This is a genomic window from Lysinibacillus sp. COL-1 (genome assembly GCF_059814265.1).
This window is the reverse complement of the sequence record NZ_JCAWSJ010000004.1, coordinates 1137715-1154695: the sequence shown is the minus strand read 5'-3', so window position 1 is coordinate 1154695 and position 16981 is coordinate 1137715. Positions and strand designations below refer to the sequence as shown.

The following is a 16981-nucleotide window of genomic DNA, read 5'->3' as shown; positions in this document are numbered from 1 at the left end:
GTAAGTAGTTGGTTAGCGCTATTTATGTCATTACAGAGCTGTTCCCCATGATTTTTGCCATGAGCATCCTGATGATGGTTTCAGCGTTATCGTTACACCTTTCAGAACCTTTTTGAACACTTCTAATATTGCATAAAAAAGGCCAGGTACTCATATGAGCGCCTGGTTATTCGTTTCAAGAACTTTATTTAATTGGCTTCAAAATAGATACTGGCTGTTCATACGCACAAAATAATTAACTACAACAAATATATTACACTTGATCGGAGGCACTTAGTTGGCTCACCCTAATTTCCCCAATCGAGAAAGGCGCTTACTGACCATTAATATAAGATAAAATAAAGGATCTTTCTCAGTACCTTCACTGTACTTCCTTCATAAATTCTCTGAAGCCTTCAACGATTTCTTTTGCTTTGGTACGATATAAATAATGATCCCCTTCAAATGTCATCACTTTCCCATTTATAGAATCTTCTATTTGTTTTTTATGCTCTGGTATCCATCTGTCAGTTACTGGATGATTTTCTTGTATAAAGAAAATCACAGGGAGATTTTTTGGGAAGGATCTATTTTCAGCTGCTTTAAAATTTTCATACATCATTTCAGCTTCATTTAACTGGCTTGGGTTATACATGTTTTTGTGTTTAAGAATTCTCAATTGTTCTTTTGTTTTATCATCATATGGTAGTACGGCGTATGGGTCATCCCCTAGCTTTACTTGCAATCTCGCTAAACCCGATTTTTTAAGTAGTTTTATAGTTCTTATTATAGAAGAATCAATCTTTTTCTCGCTTATCGTTGGAACACTGCTATCAAGCCCGACAAATGCACTCACCTCTTCTGGATATTTGTTCACATAATCCAATCCGTAAAGGCCTGAAATGGAGTGACCCATCAGAATATAACGTTCAATATGAAGACGCTGTAAAGCTTCATGTATTTCACTAACAATATTCTCTGTGCTACGTTCTTTTTCAGTTAGATCACTTAACCCATAACCAAAAGGCTCGATGACAACCACTTTGTAAAATGGAGATAATTCATCTACTAGAAATTTAAAATCAAGTGCTGGTGCCGCTGTTCCATAACCAGGTAAAAGCACAACGGTTTCTTCGCCTTCTCCTTGAATGAAGACATTCATCGTTTTCCCGTCCACTGCTACAGACTGCCCATAAGTTTCTATTTTTCCTTGCTCTATTTTAGAGCAGACAATATTCACTAGGAAAACAATCGCTAAAAAAAGTATGATGGCTACAGCAAAAACAGCTATTAATTTACTTAAAATGATGATCATTTTTTTCATTATGTTTGCACGATAGTATAGAACGGTAAGCGATCACCGTTTTCTCCATTGCTCTCGTGCCACACCTCCCTTTCGTTATCTCTATGTGGATTCCGGCTACTTTCATAAACCGTTAAGGATAGCTTATACAACGAAGGTGTACTGCTTATGACAACAATATGAACGGAGTATGAACAAAAAAATTTACAGCGTTGCATAAAAGGTGTAATTGAATCTACTAAGGAGGACGTTAAATTCGTATCAGAAAACCGAATTGTTATCACATTGCTTGATTGTCATGAAAAAAGGATCTTCAAATCGAAGACCCTTTCGCTACTTCTTTGCTGGATTTTTTGTACTTAGTTTTGACGCTACTTAACAATCCATCTTTATCTAGCAATGTTGGTAAGCTTATACCGACAACGATCGTGACGATACCTGCTATTTGCAAAATGGTAACCGTTTCGCTTAATAGGATAACAGATACCATCACGGCGATTGGCAATTCAACAGCACTCAATATAGAGGACATACCTAATCCAACTTTAGGAACTGCAATAGTGAATAAGAAAACGGGGATAATCATGCCAAATAACCCTAATGCCAATCCATAAATCCAAAGTCCCTCATTAAACAAAGTACCATTCCAAATAATTTCTGGAGACTGAAAAGCCGCCGTAATCATAAAAGCAAAGAAAGAAACCAATACTAAACGGTTAGAGGTTGTCATACTTGCAGTTGCCTTACCGTTCACATATAAAAATAAAGAGTAACAAAGAGCAGCTGCTAATCCCCATAACCATCCCTGCAAAGGTATTTGGGATAAATCAACATCAATTATTCCAGCAGCTGGTATGGTTCCAGCTACCAATATAATTAAAGAGATTAATTCAATTCTGCTTGGAAATTGCCGTTTTGTAATACAAGAGATCAACATACCGATCCATGTAAATTGAAACAGTAGTACTACTGCCAAGGAAGCTGGCAAAAAGTTCAAAGAATGACCATATAAAATATTTGTTAACCCAGTTAAGATACCTGCAAATAGAAGGATTTTAACACCTTTAAAGCTAAATTTTGACCTGTTTGTAACTAAGCTGATACATACTGCTATACAGAAGCCGACAAAAAACTGACTTGTCACTGCCTCAGATACAGAAAAGCCACTACGCATTGCCAGTTTTATGATAGTTGAAACGATTCCAAAACTACTAGCTGCAATAATGACTAATAGGGGATAAAGATACATTTTGCTAATTCACTTCCCTCTTAAAACTTGTATATAAATTAAATTTCGATTATGATTTTGAGATTTTGAAAAAAATCATAATCTCCAATATAAATCACTGATTGTTATTTTACAATCTTTTTTTCGGCAATAATGGTTTACAAACCGAGTTTTTCAGTGAAAAAAGAAAAATTTTGGAAATATTAAAAAAGCCAAACCCAGATGTATCAAGGGTTTGGCTTCTATCCATGATATTTCATTAATACAGAAGGTTAAATTGGTGATGTTTTATTCTGTATTTGCTTAAGTATGTTACTTTACCATCTTTTTCAGTAGTAATCCTAGGCAAAAAAATCACCTTACCTATAAGAGTAAAGTGATTTTAATCAACATTTTCTTCTATCAGTCACATAGAAAAAGCCCATTTCTTTTTAATAAAAATCGGCAATACGTTTAGCGTGACTCTTTTGGCGGTTGGCATACATCACATTTTCGTTGATGTTTATTTTTAAATTTCGTAAATGTTTTTTCAAAGTTACTTCCACATGCACATTTAAATAATAACTTTTGAGAAAAACCATGATATTCAGTCGTTAGCAACTTACTTTCCGAATTATTCTCAACAAACTTTTGAATTTCACTAATCGTCCAACGCTTATTCATTCTCTTACACCTCCATATTTTTCATTTTGCGGAGGCTTTTCTTGGCATCCGTTATAAAAAGGTCTTAATCATCTTAAGCTCTTCATTATAACATGAGCTGGCTAACAATAAAACAGACTTCCTTCTCCACTTAGCAGTAGTTCCTCAAAAAAAGGATATCATTATTTGTAAAATTTTCGAATCTGCTCTTTAATATTTACGTTACATAATCCTCCGTGGTAACAAACTACAGATTCAATGTCGAAGTCTAAATATTTCTTCAAAGATTGTCGAGCGACCTTTATATCCAAAGTAGTTGGAACATGAATTCCCCCCAGTGTACCGTTTACACTATACATCGAATCTCCGGCAACAAGTGTTTTACTTTGCTTTAAATATAAGCTGATATGGCCAGGCGTGTGCCCTGGAGTATGGATCACTCGAATTCCGCCACAATACGGTAGTTCTTGACCGTCTTTCAAGGCTACATCCACTTTCCCCTTGGGTGGATTCGCTATGTGCGCGTCTTTCAAAAGTGGTAAATCCCCCTGGATATAAGGCTTATCTAGTTCGTGCGCATAGACTTTTATATTACTTCCACAATTTCGCACTATTTCCGGGACGCTGCCTATATGATCTATATCCTGATGTGTCAAAATCACAACCTTTAGGTTATCGAACGACACGCCTACCTTATCCATTGCTACGCGCAAATCTTCCATTTGACCTGGGAATCCAGTGTCTATTAAAACAGCCATTTCCTGATCCCATAAAAGTGTTGGATGAATGATGTTCCCATTAAATTCAAGATCCAGAATCTCTACTCCCTTAGAAATTTTCATAGCTTCATTCTCCTTTTAAATTAGATTTAATCAATTTAGAATAATAGAATTTCTTACCTCTCTTATTCAAGCTATATTAATTTTTCACATCCTGAAGCATAGTCCTATTGCGCCAAAGTAACTCCCTCAATGTTTCAAAATTGACTAGAACCGTTCCAGCAATAATCGTCAGAGTACCTATGCCTGTTAGCCAAGAAATATATTCATGATAGAGGGTCACACCTAATGTAACGGCAATGACTGGTGAGATATACAGCCATGTAGAAGGAAAAACAGGATTCGTTCGGGAAACAAGCCAATAATAAATGCTATGGCCGATCATTGAACCAAAAATAATTAAATAAAGAAGAGAGCCAATTGAAGCTGGGCTTAAAAGATAATGAAGCTGAATGTTCTCAGTAAAAAGTGACAAAACGATTAATAAAATCCCACCATGCATCATTTGCGCTGCATTTAAAGCAATTGGAGATGTCGTTTCAAATTTTCGGATGACATGCTTCGTATAAATGGTTCCAGATGCATAAAAAACTTCCCCTAATATTATGGCAAAACAACCAACCATCCAGAAGGGACTAATCTCAATTGAAAAGCTAGGTAAGATCAAGAACGTAACACCAATGACTCCGACAACACAACCAATAAATGATTTTCGATTTCCTTTTTGCTTCAATAGGAATGTCTGTATAATAATGATCATCATTGGACCTGTAGCAGATAAGACAGCTGCAATCCCTGATGTCACATACTGTTCTGCCCAATATAATGTGGCAAACGTCCCAAAGGTTAAGCCCACTCCTGTAAAAAACATCTCTTTACGAAATAACACCCGTATTGTCGTTCTTTCTCTCCAAACCATAAAACTAAATAGCAGTAAACCGGCAATAAAAAAACGGAGGCCAGCTGATAAAAACGGAGGCATTCCTGCATCAACACCAATTTTAATCGCTAAAAAAGTCGTTCCAAAAATCAAACACATGAAAAAATAATTAATAAGTACCATATAAACCTCCTCCTCTTTTTCTATCATAAAAGAAAGACAATAGAACAGATTAAAAGGGATAGAACAGATTAGATAGGTTCGTGGTACAATCGTTTTGAAAAGGAGGAATCAATATGGGCAAAGCAAATCAAAATGAAGATTATCTTTTTAACAAAGTTTACGATTATGTACTGCACCGTATAGAACGTAAAGAATGGAAAGAACATGACAAGATTCCCTCCGTCCGACAATTAGCATCTGAAATGAATGTTCATCGATTAACGGTATTAAAAGCTTATCAATTACTAAAACAGCATGACAAAGTTTATGTAAAAGATAAAGCAGGCTATTATGTCCAATCAACTGTAACGAAAAATTTTGAATATCTAGATCAGGACAATCCCATTGTTTCTGCATACGTAAAAAAAAATCATTTATCCGAAATCCATCAACCCTCTGTTTCCTATCATTTTTCTCAGGCGTTGATTGATCCAAATCTTTTGCCTAATCATTATTTTTCAGATTATGTGAAGGAAGTGTTTGATCTTTATCCTAAAGTACTTGCCACCTACTCAACTGTACAAGGTGATCTAGAGCTGCGTGAAACACTCACTCACTATTTTATCAACCAGTATAAAACTCATTTGAGTGCAGATAATCTGTTAATCACTTCTGGCTCACAGCAAGCGATTCACTTAATCGCTCAAGCTTTTATTAAACCAAGAGACGTCGTTTTATTTGAACGTCCAAGCTACAGTGCTGCGATTGATATTTTTAGAGCACAAGGAGCACAGATTGTAACGGTTGATATCCATCCAGAGGGCTACGATTTAGAACAGGTTGAATACTATATTAAACAATACAAGCCGCGCCTATTTTATCTCAACCCCACATTCCATAACCCGACTGGTTATACTGTTTCTGTCGAGCAGCGCAAAAAATTAGTAGAACTAGCTGAACAATATCGATTTCTATTAATTGAAGACGATGCCTATCACGACATCTATTTTGATCAAGCCCCACCACCACCCATTTACACGTACGATAGTGCTGGAACAGTCATTTATATCCGAAGCTTTTGCAAATATATCTCTCCTGGCTTGAGAATTGCGACTGTGATTTGTCAATCATCATTAATGAACTCACTCCTAATAGAAAAATCATTGGCTGATAATGGCTCACCACTTCTCAATCAAAAAATTTTTCTCCATTACTTTTCATCCCTAAGATTGCAACAGCATTTGGAGAAAATTAGGATCGCCCTACAGATTCGAAAGGAAATCATGGAAGAAGAGCTAGCTGTAACAGGTTGGCGATGGACTAGCCCAAAAGGTGGTCTGAATTTATGGGTGCAGCTCCCAGATAATGTTCCAACTGAATTATTACTATCTAAAAGTATTGAACAATCTATATCCTTTGTACCGGGTCAAATTTGTGATCCATTAAAACAACTATCATCCTGGATACGTTTAAGCTATTCTTATGCAAATGAAAAACAACTAAGGGAAGGAGTAAAAAGGTTGGTTGCAGTGGCACAATCTCTTTCTACGTGAGGGGTACTTTTTTGAAACCAGCTACTCACTTTCAAATGGGCCTAGGCTTTTAAATTTTCTTTAAAAGCCTTTTATTAGCATTTAAATACAATTGTTGCAACTGACCAATTTAATTTCAACCATAAGTCAGGTTTTACACAGCTTTATTTATGCATTATCTATTATCAACCATTTAAATTATTTCGTTCATTGTTCGTCAATAACAGTGGGCAAAGCAACAATAGGCAGCCACATCTACCTAACATATTCAGCTGTCTATTTGAATAAAATGAAAAAAAGTTATACACCTAGTTCTTATCGGTACAACAGATTCCTGCCCCTAAAAAGGAATTGCAACAAAGGACAGAAAAAATTGTCTCGGGGTAAAGCGCAAATTTACCAAGGAACAATAATCGTCCCTTTAAATTTGATGAAGCCACATTGACTATCTATAGTGCAGCAAAATAACGGTCAAGTATAAAGCCGCTTCCTTCAAAGGGGGTTGCTTTATTACTGAAAAGCCAGTTTTAGAGAAATTTCTGTTCTCATCACATCCCTGTAGAATAAGAATGTTTTGATACAGAGATAGAAGGAGGAGAAAGATATTGTCTAATCAAAATGAGACATCATTAGATAAGGGAAAACAGCCTGATCCGAAAATAAAAGTAGAAAGGAAAGAGGGAGAACCGACTGCTGCTTTCAAGGGTGCTTCCTGGGCAGCACTGTTCGTAGGTGTTACTGCTTATCTTATAGGCCTATTTAACGCAACGATGCAACTAAACGAAAAAGGATATTACTTAGCTGTTTTAGTATTCGGGCTCTATTCAGCAGTATCTTTACAAAAATCAGTAAGAGATAAAGATGAGGGAATACCAGTTACTACTATTTATTATGGTATTAGTTGGATTGCACTTATTGTATCTATTTTATTAATGGGTATTGGTTTATATAATGCTGGAAGTATTGTTTTAAGCGAAAAAGGATTCTATGGTATGTCATTTGTCCTTAGTTTATTTGCCTCCATAACAGTTCAAAAAAATATTAGAGACACACAGAGGGCAAGAGAAAGAAATTAAACTATATGACAAAAAGAATCGTGAAATTCATTCTCGATTCTTTTTGTCATTTTTCTTCTCTTATTATATTTCAAAAATATCGAGTATAAACGCTTTCTTAAGCTGCAACGCCCCTCTTCCCCTCAATGAAGTTCAGCAAATCCTTTGAAAAACAGTTTTGAATCATCAAACAGGCTATAAGAAAAGAGCATGACTATAATAAGCCATACTCCCTTTGTTAGGATAGATTTATTTTAATCTATCCATGTTATTAATTTTCTCCACTTATCGCGACTAAAATTTTAGATTGTGATTTGTCGTTTGTTAACGTTTTGAATCCTTTGTCAACAATGTCATCTAATTCAATTTGACTTGTGATGATACCCTGTGGATTTAGTTGACCAGAGCCCATTGCATCAATTGTTCTTTGGAAAATTGACGGTGTATAAACAATTGATGACAGTACATTAACACCTGTGTTTGTAAGCTGCATTGGATTCCATTCGATTGGTCTTGCAAAAATCGAAACGATCATCATGTTACCGCGTGGTTTTGTAACATCAATTGCTTGTTTAAAGGTAGGAGCTACTCCCGCAACTTCAAAGGATACATCAACCCCACCTGCTACAATCGATCGAACGGCTTGTACAGGATTTTCTTTACCAGAGTTAATGGCATGGGTTGCACCTAATTCTTTTGCCTTTTCTAATCGATCATCGGATAAATCTAATACGATAACTTTACTTGCACCAGATGCTTTTGCAGCGATTACTGTTAACAATCCAATTGGTCCAGCCCCAAATACGGCTACAGAATCTCCTAATGTAACCCCAGCATCTTTGACAGCTTGTACAGCAACAGCCATTGGTTCTACTAGTGCACCATCTTTTAATGTTAAGTTATCTGCTAAACGGTGTACATTTGTTACAGGGACATTGACATATTCCGCAAATCCACCGTTTCCATGTAGTCCGATGAAGTTAAATCCATCATATCGATCGACATCTTCATGTTTGTTTCTATAAGTTAATGTAGGATTGATGACAACTCGGTCTCCTGCCTTAAAGTCTGTAACCTTAGAGCCAACTTCTTCGATAATCCCAGCAAATTCATGACCCATTGTAAGCGGGGCAACTTCACCTGTTAATTCAGCTTTTACATCAACTGGTACAAAAACTGGACCTTCTTCGTATTCATGCAAATCACTTCCACAAATACCAGCCCATGCTACTTTTACTTTCACTTCTTCTTCTCTTAAAGCTCGTAATTCAACCTCTTCGACTCTAATATCTTTCACATTATGCCAAACTGCAGCTTTCATTTATGTTACCCCCATAAAATTATTTAAATTGGTACCATAAAATAACATCTTTAATAGCCACTCGTGCATGATTAAAATCCGACACTTCTATACACCTGATAAACGTGTTGATGGACAGATGGTAGGATTCAACTAGATCCATTTTCCATTTTGTTTGTGCAGCTACATTTGTAACAAATATGGTTTCTTTAAAGAATCGTAGCATCGCAATATTTCCTGTAACATCAAAAAACAATTGTAACAAGTGCGCAAACGAAACAACATATTCATAAATATTTTCAGCAGACTTTCTTTGTTTCATCGCTTCAAAACGAAGTAATAGTTCATTTTGCAAATCGGCATTCCATTTAGGTTCACACTTTGTAAGTGCAGAATCCAATAGGTAATAAAGCGCTTCCAAATAATCCTTCAATTCCTGATCCGATATAGTCTTAACTCTTACACCTTTATGTTGTACTTTTTCGACTACACCATCTTTTTGTAAAAGATAAAGAGCCTCACGGACAGGTGCATGACTTACTTGTAACTCTTTTGCAATTTCCGCTTCGATTAAGCGCTGACCTTGTTCATAATAACCAGAAAATATGCGAAATAATAATCGTTCAGCTATTTGTTCAGCAATTGTTTTTTTTGAAATTGAACTTTCATCAAACCCCATCAAACCACTCCATTAAATTTATATCCTTTATTTTAACATAGTTTAGTGTATAGGGTGATTAGCTATAGGTGTTATATATTATGGATTATAGATTATCGATAATCTATAAAAGTATTTTAATATAAAAATCCATTTCTTTCAATTATCTTGTTTGAGGTGTAGTTTTCGGCCACTATTGTATAACATCAAGCATCTTTTAAGAGGCCCTTTAATTTGCTAAGAAAGTGGTTGTTAAGTTGATTACTTGTTTATAATAAGAGGCATTTCATTGAGATAGTTGGCAAAGATGCAGATAAAGACACTAGAAAATCCTATAGTTTAGATTGCTTAAAGTTCTCCTTACAATTTGAGCACTTCATTAATAACTTAATTTCCCATCATTATTAGTTAATTATTTCTATTTTCAATTCACACAGCATTTCACCTAGGTCAAAATTTTTCAAAATCATCACCATCTTTTTTTCTCTTCATATTCTATAGAATCAGAATATTGAGGGGGAAACGTATGGGGATTGAATTCACAGCTCTCCATTGGATTTATGTTGTTTTTATTGTACTCATCATCGGATTTATGGTTAAACGTCGCGATACCACCCTCATTTGTGTAGTAGGCATCTTTATGCTAGCGATTGTTGCGACTGGCGATTTCACTTCGTCCATAAGTGGTGTGTTTAACAGCTTTATTTATGCTATTACAGAGCTGCTATCAACGATTCTTATTATTTCGATTATTGTTGCCATGAGTCGAGTGATGATGACTTCTGGTATTAATGAGGTTATGGTTGCACCTTTCACGAAGATTATTAAAACACCAGCACTCGCCTATTGGACGATTGGTCTATTAATGATGTTTATCTCATGGTTTTTCTGGCCATCCCCTGCAGTCGCACTGTTAGGGGCGGTGCTCTTACCTGTTGCGATTCGGGCTGGCCTCCCAGCACTTGGCGTTGCCATGGCGATGAACTTATTTGGGCACGGTATTGCGTTATCAAGTGATTTTGTCATACAAGGGGCTCCAAAACTAACGGCTGATGCTGCTGGAATTCCTGTTGGTGATGTCGTTTCAGCTAGTATTCCACTCGTCATTACAATGGGGATTGTAACGACAATTGTTGCTTATTTTTTCTTACGACGAGATATGAAAAGAGGAACCTTACTTTTGAATACTGTCGGTGAAGCTGGTGAAGATAGACATGAAATTGTGGAAAATTTACTGTCTGTCGGGCAAAGACGATTTTTTGCTGTACTCATTCCCATTGCTTTCGTCTTAGATGTCATTGCAATGGCTGTCTTTAAATTGCAAGGTGGCGATGCAACAGCTTTAATCGGAGGAACTTCTGTTTTCATCTTACTTTTGCTTAGTGTTGTTACTCACAAAGCTGAGGGGCTCGAAAAGACGACAAGCTATTTGATTCAAGGATTCCAATTCGGCTTTAAAGTGTTCGGACCTGTCATCCCTATTGCCGCCTTTTTCTATCTTGGAGATGCTGGCTTTACACAAATTCTCGGTGACCATTTACCCGCTACCTCACATGGAATTGTCAATGATCTTGGTGTTGGTCTTGCTGCGGTAGTACCTTTAACAAAGGAAATTGCCGTGGTCACTTTAGCAGTGGTTGGCGCTATTACAGGATTAGATGGCTCAGGCTTTTCGGGAATTTCCCTAGCTGGCTCTGTCGGCAGTCTATTTGGCAATGCCATTGGTGAAGGAACCGCAACATTAACTGCTTTAGGACAAATCACAGCTATTTGGGTTGGTGGCGGAACACTACCACCCATATAAGACAATTAACTAAGACCACCCATAACGGAGTGGTCTTTTTTTCTATTGAACCGCTTTGCCAATCGTTCTGAAAATATCTAATAATAATGGTGCCATCTGAATTAATACATAACCAAGCCCTGCATTCATGATGGTATTCCACGCTTTTTCTGAGTTCCCAAACATAAAGAAGAAACAAGCTCCTACCATGATGACCGAAGCTACCGGAAAACTAATCGCTACTAATATTTGAACGACAGGATCTAATACTGTTGCTAGTATTTCAAGTGATTTATCTGCAATTATGCCTGTTTGTTGCGGAAAAGTATTAACAGGTATTACAGAAGGTATTTGTGCTACAACTGGCTCCAATATAGGTTGTTGAACTGGAGCAGTTACAGGCGTTATTGTGGAGGAATGAGCGTCATTAAATTTATTGAATATATACAGTCCTGTACCTACAGACATTAACGCTGGAACTGATGCAGCTACAGCTACATGCCTTAATGTGGCATACTTTTCATCACCTTCGAAACGATCACTATAATCTGTATATTCATTTGCAGGTACTACCTCAGTTCTAATACGCTTTTTAAACATCTATATTCCCCCTCTAATTTCATTGATTGTGTATACCTTGCACTTTAGCCCTCCACAGGATGCTTCTAATTGTTGCCTACGCAATTCTGTTGTTGTTAGCCATACAAGTGTTGGGTAATAACCTAATTGCTTTACAACGCTTGGCATGAGCTCCTTATAGCGTTTAATTTTCTCCCTGTTTTCTTTCATCGTTTGCAAATTGTCAACCTCTAAAAAGTATTGAAATCCATTACGTATAAACATGCCATCCACAATGATTGAAGTGGTACCATCCGATATTTTGACTTCATTTTTCCAGTCCCTTGGAGTTTTATAAAATAACCAAAATTCATTTCGCATGATGGTATGTTGTACATGGCTACCTTTCTTGCGGACCTTATCACAGTCAACATACAATCGCCCAAGACTATTTAAATAGTAAACTGTTTCATAACCATCTCGGATAGATGATAAATAACTAGATAAATTGTGGAGGACCCTATTTGTATTTCGCTTCTTACCTAAATTAAAATATCGACTTAGTTGATCACGCGTCATAAAATCAAACTTCTTCAAAAGTAACAGTATCTGTTCGTCTCGGTTGGATAGCTGTTTCTTCAACGCGCTCCCCTTTCGCAATAATATGAGGTTGGATAGTATCGTGGATAATTTGTGGTGTGATTAGTGGTGTTTGAAGTATTTCTCTTTTATCAGCCATTTGGTAAATTGCGCGGCCTTTGACCATTGGTAATGCCTCTGCTCCCTCTGCATCCAGTACAACCCTTGAAGCAACAGCCGACTGCACTCTAAAACATAGCTTGGCATCTGCATTTTGCTTAACCTGCCTTGGTATAACATCACCTACTGGATACTGCGTAGCTACAACTAGCCTGAAACCAAGTCCGGCACCTAGCCTTGCTATTTGGGACATAAGAGTCTGGCACTCTAGCTTTAAGCGTTTCTCTTCCTTTGTGACTGCCTCTGTTGCATTCAGTTCTCCTACCTCGTCAATGACTACAAAGTAACGTTCCTTTATTCCTGCCTCTTGTACATTCTTCTTTCCTCTGCGCTTTAATTCACGTTGTATATGCCGCATTTTGTCATATGCCAACTGTAATGTGTGGAGGGCCTCATGTGGTTCGTACGCAATGGAAATCGTTTGTTTAATATTTTCATAGTCGCATAATTCCACTCCGCCTTTAAGATCAATTAGATAAAGGTTTGTGTGCTCTGGTTCACAATGCACCAGACTGCAAATAGTTGAATTGATGAAGTTACTTTTGCCGTATCGTGTGGCACCACCTAACACTACATGCGGCACCATTTCAAAGTCATGATATTTGTAAGTATTTTTGCTTCTTATAATTCCAACTGGAACTGCCCAACCCTTGCCATTACTGAATGGTACCGACTTTGGCAATGGATTATCATAAACTCGAATTATCAATAATCCATCAAAATCAAGTTCAATTTCCTTTTGCTCATTCAGTTTTGTCTTCCACAATCTTTGTAGTTGCTGAAGAAGGTCTTTGTTTAAATCCAGTTGTCGTAAATCATTAAAGGTAATATTTTTTCTGCGATTGTTTAGCCCATCTTCAAGTACTTTTAGCTTTGCTTCATAATCAGTGAACGAACGTCCAAGGGGGATCCTGAATTTGTATTCCCATCCCCATACAAACTGTTTTTTCCTAACAAGCTGCGTAGTTAATGTATCTTTGCCATCACGAACATTTAAACCAGACAATGACATAATGCGCTGGATCTTCCCACTATCGTTCGAGGACAATCCCCTACTCTTTGAGAATGCTTTTAACGCAATACAACCCATTAATGAAGTCGTTAAAATTTCAAACAGCACACTTTCATCCCTTCTTTAATTTCATCAGCGTCACGGTTCTCTTACGTAGTAAGAGTTGCTTATATCGAGCATTCTTAAAAACAGTACAAACCATTGACACAACAGCATTTCATATATGCCCACTTCAATACTCGGGTGGCATTTAATCAAGCACAGTATCGGGTATACGAATGGGCATAAAAAATCACCTAACAATATACCCAACCTTACGAGGTACAACCACAAGTTTTTTATCAACAGGTTTACTAACATTTGTGGATTTCTTCTTAAATTTCATTTCTTCTAAATCAAAAATAGTTAGTTGCCCTTGCTTCTCCATGTGTTCAAAATGAGTCATTTTCACATCTCCCTTTTACCACAACAACCAGTTATCGATTGTTGATCTCGTATTTGATTGTGGTTGGCTATCACGCTCTGTTAACCAATTATAGAAAGGTACTGGACGTTCATTGGCAGAAGTTTCTTGTATAGATGGAGATTTACTTTGCTCCATATTAGAACGCTCTACAGCTTTGTTGTATGCCCCTACAAATACGGCTCTTAGTGTGCTTGCTACAGTTAAAGTACCTTCTTTAATATCCATAGCGATTTTAAATAGCACGTTCTTAGCTTTTATAAATTCATCCACAGAATTTACTTGTGAAGCTAATACAACCTTGTGCAATTCGTCTTTCAAGTTGTCTGCTAATGGCAGGCTATTCATGAAATCAAATAACATCACCCGGTACTCGTTCATGTATTCCTTTTTCTTTTCAGCTTGCAAAGCTAATTCATTACCAAGACTCATAATATTATTTGCTTGTTTAGAACTTAAAAGATTAAAAGATTTAGATGCTTGGTTTTCAATTTGTGGAGGACAAACCGCGTCATTACTAGCTTCATCGACTGTCTCTCGTTGGGACACGCTCGATGGGACATAAGGTAAAATGCGATAAATACTAGCCCCTTTAATGCCGTTCAGTTTAGTACTTGGTACTTTTTCGATGATGCCTAACTCTGTTAGTTTCTTCATTGATCGATAAACCGTCTTTGTGCTTATCTCTAATGCTGTAGCAATAGTACTTGCTTTCAAGTGGCATACACCTGTGTGTTCTAAGCTGTGTGATGCAAGTTTGTAAATAATGGCTCTTTCTGATTCTGTTAATTGGTAATAGTGAACCGCCATGTGGTCCTCCACACTCTTATCCATATCTGCTACTGAATTGAATGTTATGTATTGTGCTAAGTATTCGAATGCCAACGTTATTCACCTCACCTTCTATTCCAAACTTGCTTAGTCATAAAAATGAACTTTAACAATTTGAGCCTTTTGCTCACTACCTGTTTCTGTCATCTTTTTGAAATTAGTTTCATCAACCATTTCAAATCCAATATTCATCAAAACACTTTGAGCACGTTCTAATTTTTTATAACCTGTGTCCACTAGCATTGCAGTACCTTTGCTTTTGTTTCCGTTTTTTGTACTTAGATGGATTACGTAAACATGCATTTTGGTATCACCCTTTCTTCACTCGATTTACTTAAAAGAAATCAATAATTAAAAAAATAAATGCATCTCTATTTATTTCGATTAAGTAAATCATAATTTCGTTTAAGTAAAATGTCAACATTTAATTTCTTTTAAGTAAATTATGGTTTATAATAAAAGTAACATAATGACATGAAAGTTGGTGAATAAAATTGGGCGTTGAATTAAGATCTAATCTAGGAGAAATATTAAAAAAACGAGGCTGGGATCAAAAAAAACTTGTGGAGCGAACAAGTTTAAATCCTCGTACCATAAGTGAATTAGTAAATGATAAAACAATTCGTATAAATAAGAATGCACTTGAGAAAATAGCCGATGCCCTAAACATTGAGGATATTTCTGAGATCATTCAATTCAAAAAAACAGATAACTAGTCACGGTTGTCTGTTTTTTTGTATACTTTCTTTGTGAAATTTCCTAAAATGGAAATATAGAGGGAGGTCGTTTTGAATGGCAGATACAATTGCTGGGATTGTGGGGTTAATATCCATTGCATTAATTGTTTTTATTGTTGTGTCAATTATTAGTTTTAAACAAATGAATAAACCTAAAGGAATGAAATTCTTAAAATTTGCTGGTATAGCATTTGCAATGATGGTTGTTTTAGCAATACCTTATAGTTTTTTAGAAAAACCAACAGATTCAACACAGTCTGATAAAGTAGAAGAAAAAGTAAGTACTTCAACTGATGCTTTAAATAAAAAACAAGATGAAAACAAGTCTGAAGAAATCAAACATGAACAGGAAATTAACACTACAAATGAAACTCAAGTTAACGTTCAAACTACTGTTCAAAAATCTAACAATACAGATAAACCTAAGAATGAGACAGCTTCAAGTAAAACCGCAAATATGACTGAGGGTGAACTCAACGCTGAACTATATCCTGCAAAGCCTGGAGCAATGCTTTATGATAAAACAGAATCGAAATTCAAAGGTATGGAGTATTATTTCAAAGGTGAAGTAGTTGGTGTTAAATCATTAGAAGGCTTATTCGGAAATATGGAAAACGCACTATTAATTAAGAATGACCACGGTTATGTACTTCCTGTTTTCCCTCCATATGAAATTGATGTGAGTATAGGTGATACTGTGGAAGCATTAGGATTATTATCAGGTGATGGATATGCTGCATCTGATTTAGGTGTCAGTAATGTAGTAGGAATGACAGGCGCTATGAATGCAACTCAAATTAGCATAGATGGAGAAACACAATAAATCAGTCACTCAAACGAGTGGCTTTTTTTGATACAAAAAAACAGGCCTCATTCGAGCACCTGGTCTTTATTTTGATGACTGATTAATAAATTTTCCACCTGCGTTTTTAGTGCCATATTAGCGTAAGTAAACACTTGATCTTCTCCAGCTGTAGTTACAGTTAAATCACTAAAATACTCGTCTATCTTTTCCCACTTGACCACTCTAATTTTGTCTTTGGACAACAGTCTTTTAGAGTTGTAACACTCTTGGGAAATGTCATCTAAAAGCTTATCTAGTATCGGCAAGTATACTTTGCTTAATTTTAGGTTTTCAATTACTTTGTAATCACGCTGTAGGGATTGTACAGCCATGTCGTAAACAACGTATTTATGCAATAATCTGCGTTGTTCGAAACTAATCATACAACCTCACCCTCTCAAGAAAGAACGTTTGTTTGTATTATTTTAGGATGAATGTCTGCATTTTATCAAATGTAAATTGTGGAAATAAAAAAA

19 protein-coding genes are annotated in these 16981 nt (G+C 36.3%); 5 read left to right on the top strand and 14 right to left on the bottom strand.

Translation table 11 applies throughout. The features are described 5' to 3' along the window. Nucleotides 1-361: 361 nt before the first annotated feature. The 5 genes from AC6BKE_RS13960 to AC6BKE_RS13940 form a co-directional block, all read right to left on the bottom strand. On the bottom strand, nt 362-1303 hold the full coding sequence (locus AC6BKE_RS13960) for an alpha/beta fold hydrolase (RefSeq protein ID WP_499856986.1): 942 nt from the start codon (nt 1301-1303) through the stop codon (nt 362-364). A 292-nt stretch (nt 1304-1595) separates the two neighbouring features. Next, on the bottom strand, nt 1596-2531 hold the full coding sequence (locus AC6BKE_RS13955; protein ID WP_058843321.1) for an EamA family transporter: 936 nt from the start codon (nt 2529-2531) through the stop codon (nt 1596-1598). Nucleotides 2532-2963: 432 nt separating this feature from the next. After that, a complete protein-coding gene (locus AC6BKE_RS13950; RefSeq protein WP_058843320.1) occupies nt 2964-3173 on the bottom strand; it encodes a hypothetical protein in 210 nt (69 codons plus the stop codon). 161 nt (nt 3174-3334) lie between these two features. Then, on the bottom strand, nt 3335-3994 hold the full coding sequence (locus tag AC6BKE_RS13945; protein WP_499856985.1) for an MBL fold metallo-hydrolase: 660 nt from the start codon (nt 3992-3994) through the stop codon (nt 3335-3337). 76 nt (nt 3995-4070) lie between these two features. Beyond that, a complete protein-coding gene (locus AC6BKE_RS13940) occupies nt 4071-4994 on the bottom strand; it encodes a DMT family transporter (RefSeq protein ID WP_271912654.1) in 924 nt (307 codons plus the stop codon). Nucleotides 4995-5107: 113 nt separating this feature from the next. On the opposite strand from AC6BKE_RS13940, the gene AC6BKE_RS13935 reads away from it, so the two are divergent. After that, on the top strand, nt 5108-6526 hold the full coding sequence (locus tag AC6BKE_RS13935; protein WP_089932120.1) for an aminotransferase-like domain-containing protein: 1419 nt from the start codon (nt 5108-5110) through the stop codon (nt 6524-6526). A gap of 584 nt (nt 6527-7110) precedes the next feature. Then, nucleotides 7111-7581 carry an inner membrane protein YiaA gene (gene yiaA / locus AC6BKE_RS13930; protein ID WP_036127227.1) on the top strand — a complete coding sequence of 157 codons (471 nt, stop codon included), beginning with the start codon at nt 7111-7113 and terminating at the stop codon, nt 7579-7581. Between the two features lie 250 nt (nt 7582-7831). On the opposite strand, the gene AC6BKE_RS13925 is transcribed toward yiaA, so the two are convergent. Continuing rightward, nucleotides 7832-8881, bottom strand: coding sequence for a 2,3-butanediol dehydrogenase (locus AC6BKE_RS13925; RefSeq protein WP_499856983.1), 1050 nt, complete (start codon nt 8879-8881; stop codon nt 7832-7834). A 19-nt stretch (nt 8882-8900) separates the two neighbouring features. Then, on the bottom strand, nt 8901-9539 hold the full coding sequence (locus tag AC6BKE_RS13920; protein WP_058843316.1) for a GntR family transcriptional regulator: 639 nt from the start codon (nt 9537-9539) through the stop codon (nt 8901-8903). Between the two features lie 505 nt (nt 9540-10044). Between AC6BKE_RS13920 and AC6BKE_RS13915 the strand changes: the two genes are divergently transcribed. Then, nucleotides 10045-11322, top strand: coding sequence for a hypothetical protein (locus tag AC6BKE_RS13915; RefSeq protein ID WP_499856981.1), 1278 nt, complete (start codon nt 10045-10047; stop codon nt 11320-11322). Nucleotides 11323-11364: 42 nt separating this feature from the next. Here the strand turns inward: AC6BKE_RS13915 and AC6BKE_RS13910 are convergent, their stop codons facing one another. From AC6BKE_RS13910 to AC6BKE_RS13885, 6 genes are all read right to left on the bottom strand, one after another. Continuing rightward, nucleotides 11365-11901, bottom strand: coding sequence for a hypothetical protein (locus AC6BKE_RS13910; RefSeq protein WP_499856979.1), 537 nt, complete (start codon nt 11899-11901; stop codon nt 11365-11367). Further along, nucleotides 11902-12438, bottom strand: coding sequence for a replication-relaxation family protein (locus AC6BKE_RS13905; protein ID WP_499856978.1), 537 nt, complete (start codon nt 12436-12438; stop codon nt 11902-11904). 4 nt (nt 12439-12442) lie between these two features. Then, the gene (locus AC6BKE_RS13900; RefSeq protein WP_499856977.1) at nt 12443-13738 is read right to left on the bottom strand and encodes an FtsK/SpoIIIE domain-containing protein; all 1296 of its coding nucleotides are present in this window, start codon (nt 13736-13738) and stop codon (nt 12443-12445) included. Nucleotides 13739-13922: 184 nt separating this feature from the next. Further along, entirely contained in the window at nt 13923-14075 is a 153-nt protein-coding gene (locus tag AC6BKE_RS13895) for a hypothetical protein (protein WP_499856975.1), read from the bottom strand. A 15-nt stretch (nt 14076-14090) separates the two neighbouring features. Next, a complete protein-coding gene (locus AC6BKE_RS13890; protein WP_499856974.1) occupies nt 14091-14978 on the bottom strand; it encodes a helix-turn-helix domain-containing protein in 888 nt (295 codons plus the stop codon). 33 nt (nt 14979-15011) lie between these two features. Beyond that, complete coding sequence (locus AC6BKE_RS13885) at nt 15012-15227, bottom strand: hypothetical protein (protein ID WP_499856973.1); 216 nt, start codon at nt 15225-15227, stop codon at nt 15012-15014. Between the two features lie 191 nt (nt 15228-15418). Here AC6BKE_RS13885 and AC6BKE_RS13880 point away from each other — a divergent pair, with 191 nt between their 5' ends. Together AC6BKE_RS13880 and AC6BKE_RS13875 are read left to right on the top strand one after the other, a co-directional pair. After that, a complete protein-coding gene (locus AC6BKE_RS13880; RefSeq protein WP_340812499.1) occupies nt 15419-15640 on the top strand; it encodes a helix-turn-helix domain-containing protein in 222 nt (73 codons plus the stop codon). Between the two features lie 76 nt (nt 15641-15716). Further along, entirely contained in the window at nt 15717-16484 is a 768-nt protein-coding gene (locus AC6BKE_RS13875) for a hypothetical protein (RefSeq protein ID WP_499856972.1), read from the top strand. A gap of 47 nt (nt 16485-16531) precedes the next feature. On the opposite strand, the gene AC6BKE_RS13870 is transcribed toward AC6BKE_RS13875, so the two are convergent. After that, nucleotides 16532-16888, bottom strand: a complete 357-nt coding sequence (locus AC6BKE_RS13870; protein WP_499856970.1) for a YhjD family protein — start codon at nt 16886-16888, stop codon at nt 16532-16534. Between the last annotated feature and the right edge of the window lie 93 nt (nt 16889-16981).

What these genes read in the sequence shown, in the direction of transcription:
- AC6BKE_RS13960 (WP_499856986.1), bottom strand. Translation starts at nt 1,303, where the DNA reads ATGAAAAAAATGATCATCATTTTAAGTAAATTAATAGCTGTTTTTGCT.
- AC6BKE_RS13955 (WP_058843321.1), bottom strand. Translation starts at nt 2,531, where the DNA reads ATGTATCTTTATCCCCTATTAGTCATTATTGCAGCTAGTAGTTTTGGA.
- AC6BKE_RS13950 (WP_058843320.1), bottom strand. Translation starts at nt 3,173, where the DNA reads ATGAATAAGCGTTGGACGATTAGTGAAATTCAAAAGTTTGTTGAGAAT.
- AC6BKE_RS13945 (WP_499856985.1), bottom strand. Translation starts at nt 3,994, where the DNA reads ATGAAAATTTCTAAGGGAGTAGAGATTCTGGATCTTGAATTTAATGGG.
- AC6BKE_RS13940 (WP_271912654.1), bottom strand. Translation starts at nt 4,994, where the DNA reads ATGGTACTTATTAATTATTTTTTCATGTGTTTGATTTTTGGAACGACT.
- AC6BKE_RS13935 (WP_089932120.1), top strand. Translation starts at nt 5,108, where the DNA reads ATGGGCAAAGCAAATCAAAATGAAGATTATCTTTTTAACAAAGTTTAC.
- AC6BKE_RS13925 (WP_499856983.1), bottom strand. Translation starts at nt 8,881, where the DNA reads ATGAAAGCTGCAGTTTGGCATAATGTGAAAGATATTAGAGTCGAAGAG.
- AC6BKE_RS13920 (WP_058843316.1), bottom strand. Translation starts at nt 9,539, where the DNA reads ATGGGGTTTGATGAAAGTTCAATTTCAAAAAAAACAATTGCTGAACAA.
- AC6BKE_RS13915 (WP_499856981.1), top strand. Translation starts at nt 10,045, where the DNA reads ATGGGGATTGAATTCACAGCTCTCCATTGGATTTATGTTGTTTTTATT.
- AC6BKE_RS13910 (WP_499856979.1), bottom strand. Translation starts at nt 11,901, where the DNA reads ATGTTTAAAAAGCGTATTAGAACTGAGGTAGTACCTGCAAATGAATAT.
- AC6BKE_RS13905 (WP_499856978.1), bottom strand. Translation starts at nt 12,438, where the DNA reads ATGACGCGTGATCAACTAAGTCGATATTTTAATTTAGGTAAGAAGCGA.
- AC6BKE_RS13895 (WP_499856975.1), bottom strand. Translation starts at nt 14,075, where the DNA reads ATGACTCATTTTGAACACATGGAGAAGCAAGGGCAACTAACTATTTTT.
- AC6BKE_RS13885 (WP_499856973.1), bottom strand. Translation starts at nt 15,227, where the DNA reads ATGCATGTTTACGTAATCCATCTAAGTACAAAAAACGGAAACAAAAGC.
- AC6BKE_RS13875 (WP_499856972.1), top strand. Translation starts at nt 15,717, where the DNA reads ATGGCAGATACAATTGCTGGGATTGTGGGGTTAATATCCATTGCATTA.
- AC6BKE_RS13870 (WP_499856970.1), bottom strand. Translation starts at nt 16,888, where the DNA reads ATGATTAGTTTCGAACAACGCAGATTATTGCATAAATACGTTGTTTAC.